Source organism: Micromonospora sp. LOL_025 (genome assembly GCF_048060285.1).
Classification (GTDB): Bacteria; Actinomycetota; Actinomycetes; order Mycobacteriales; family Micromonosporaceae; genus Micromonospora.
The window spans coordinates 1-2,748 of sequence record NZ_JBHMIR010000084.1 but is presented as its reverse complement, the minus strand read 5'-3'; the positions used below and the strand labels follow the sequence as shown (position 1 = coordinate 2,748).

Genomic DNA, 2,748 nt, shown 5'->3' with positions numbered 1-2,748 from the left:
GTCCGCCGGCACCGCCTCCGCGCCACCGTGCCCCAGCACCTGCGCGACCAGGCCCCGCACCAGCACGTCGACCTGGGTCCGGCCCTCGTCCTCGGTCAGCCCGGCGAGCCGATCGGCCCAGCCGCCACCGCCCTGCCCCGCCTGGCGGCGGGTGCTGGTCACGCCGATCAGGGTGCGCAGCACGGCCGGCACGGGGCCGCCGGAGGCCGCCGCCCGCAGCGCGGGCACGTCGATCACGGCCGGCACCAGGGCCGCCCGGCCGGCGCCCAGGGCGGCGTCGAACAGCTCCAACCCGACCTCGGCGCTCATGGGCGTCAGACCCGCCCGCGCCGAGCGCGCCCGGTCCGCCTCGTCGATCGACGCCGCCATGCCGGCGGTGTCCCACATCCCCCACGCCAGGCTGACGGCCGGCAACCCCAGCTGCCGCCGGTACACCGCCAACCCGTCCAGGAACGCATTGCCCGCCGCGTACGCCGACTGCCCCGGCGAACCCAACACCCCCGCCACCGACGAGAACACCACGAACGAATCAAGGTCCAGCGACGCCGTCGCCTCGTGCAACAGCCAACCCGCCGACACCTTCGGCGCCAACACCCCCGCCAGACGCTCGACGGTCAGCCCCTCGACCACCCCGTCGTCCAGAACACCGGCGGTGTGCACCACACCCGCCAGCCGGCCCTCGGCTGCGATCCCGGCAACCAGCGCGCCGACCTGGTCGCGGTCCGTCACGTCACACGCGACCACCCGCACCGACGCACCCAACGCCGTCAGCCGCTCCGACAACTCGCCCGCACCGGCGGCCTCCGGGCCACGCCGCGACACCAGCACCAGCGACCGCACCCCGTGCACCGACACCAGATGCTCCGCCACCAACGCGCCCAGCGCACCCGTACCGCCGGTCACCAGCACCGCACCGTCACCCACGACCGGCATCTCCGCCACCGTGACGCCGGCCCGGACCAGGCGCGGCGAGTACACCGCGCCGTTACGGACCGCCAGCTGGCCGCCGGTCGCGGCCGGTTCGCGCAGCGCGCCGTCCAGGAGGGCCACCAGCGCGGCATCCGGCTCGCCGTCGACGTCCGCGAGGACGAGGCGACCCGGGTGCTCCGACTGCGCCGAGCGCAGCAGGCCCCACACGGCCGCAGCGGCCAGGTCGGTCACCCGGTCCTCGTCACCGACCGACACGGCACCCCGGGTCACCACCACGAGCCGCGACTCCGACAGGGCGTCCGCAGCCAGCCAGGACTGCACCGTCGCCAGCATCTCCGAGGTCGCCGCCCGGACCGACTCCGGCGTCTCCGTCAGCGCCCCGGACGCGGGGAACACCGGAAGCAGCAGCGTCCGGGGGACGGACTCCTCCCCCGCGACCGTCGCCACGTCGGGGTACGCGACCAGCCCGGCCCGCGCCGCCAGGTCGGCCGGCATGTTCCGGCCGCCCGCCAGCAGCGCCCACCCGGAGGTGTCCCCGCCGGGGGTCGTCTCCACGGCCGGCCACCGCAGCTCGAACAGCGACCGCGATGCCGCGCCCGGCGCGGCCACACCGGTCAGCTCCCGCAGGACGAGGGAGTCCACCGACACGACCGGCGCGCCCGCCTCGTCGTACGCGGCCAGCCGCAGGCCGGAGCCGTCGCGGGTCAGGCGTACCCGCAGCGCCCCCGCGCCCGAGGCGTGCACCTGTACACCCTCGAACGCGAACGGCACCCGCGGCCCGCCCGACTGCTCCGCACCCGACAGCAGCCCGATCGGGTGCAGGGCGGCGTCCAGCAGCGCCGGATGCACCCGGAACCCGGCGGCCTCCGTCGCGGCGTCGTCCGGCAGGACCACCTCGGCGTACACCTCGGCGCCGCTGGTCCAGGCACGCCGGAGCCCCTGGAAGACCGGCCCGTACGCCAGGCCGTGTTCCGCCAGCGTCGGGTACCAGCCCGCCAGGTCCACCTCCGCCGCGCCGGCCGGGGGCCAGGTGACCGGGTCGGGCTCGTCAGCGGTGGACGGTTCCAGCACGCCCTCCGCGTGCCGGGTCCAGCCCGCCTCGGGGTCGTCGTCGGGGCGAGAGTAGATGGCGACGGGACGCTGCGGCGACTCCGACGTGGACACCCGCACCTGGATCCGCACGCCTCCCGTGCCGGGGACGACCAGCGGGGCGGCCACGGTCAGCTCCCGCAGCCGGGAGAGGCCCACCTCGTCGCCGGCCCGTACGGCCAGCTCGACCAGGGCGGTGCCCGGCACCAGCGTCAGCCCGGAGACCGTGTGGTCGGCCAGCCAGGGGTGCGTGTCCAGCGACAGCCGGCCCGTCAGCACCATCTCGTCGTCGCCGGCCAGGTCCACCGCCGCGCCGAGCAGCGGGTGCTCGGTGCGGCCGAGCCCGGCCCCGGACACGTCGCCCGTACGCGCCCGGTTGGCGGCGGGCCAGTAGCGCTGGTGCTGGAAGGCGTACGTGGGCAGGTCGACACGGCGCGCGCCCGTCTCGGCGAACCACTGCGTCCAGGACACGGGAGTCCCGTGCACGTGCAGCTCCGCCAGGGCGTGCAGCAGGGCCTGCGTCTCCGGCCGGTCCCGACGCTGCACGGCGACGGCCAGCACGCCGTCATCCTGGGGCAGCACGTCGGCCGCCATCGCGGTCAGTACGCTCTGCGGGCCGATCTCCAGGAAGGTGTCGACGCCGGCGGTCTTCAGGGCCGTGACCCCGTCGGCGTAGCGCACGGCCTCGCGCACGTGCCGCACCCAGTACTCCGGGGTGCGGATCTCGTC

1 protein-coding gene is annotated in these 2,748 nt (G+C 76.3%); it reads right to left on the bottom strand.

What is annotated here, in order from left to right; translation table 11 throughout:
- Positions 1-2,748, bottom strand: a 2,748-nt coding sequence (locus tag ACFHW0_RS31555; RefSeq protein WP_416613275.1) for an SDR family NAD(P)-dependent oxidoreductase, incomplete at both ends; no start/stop codon positions are given.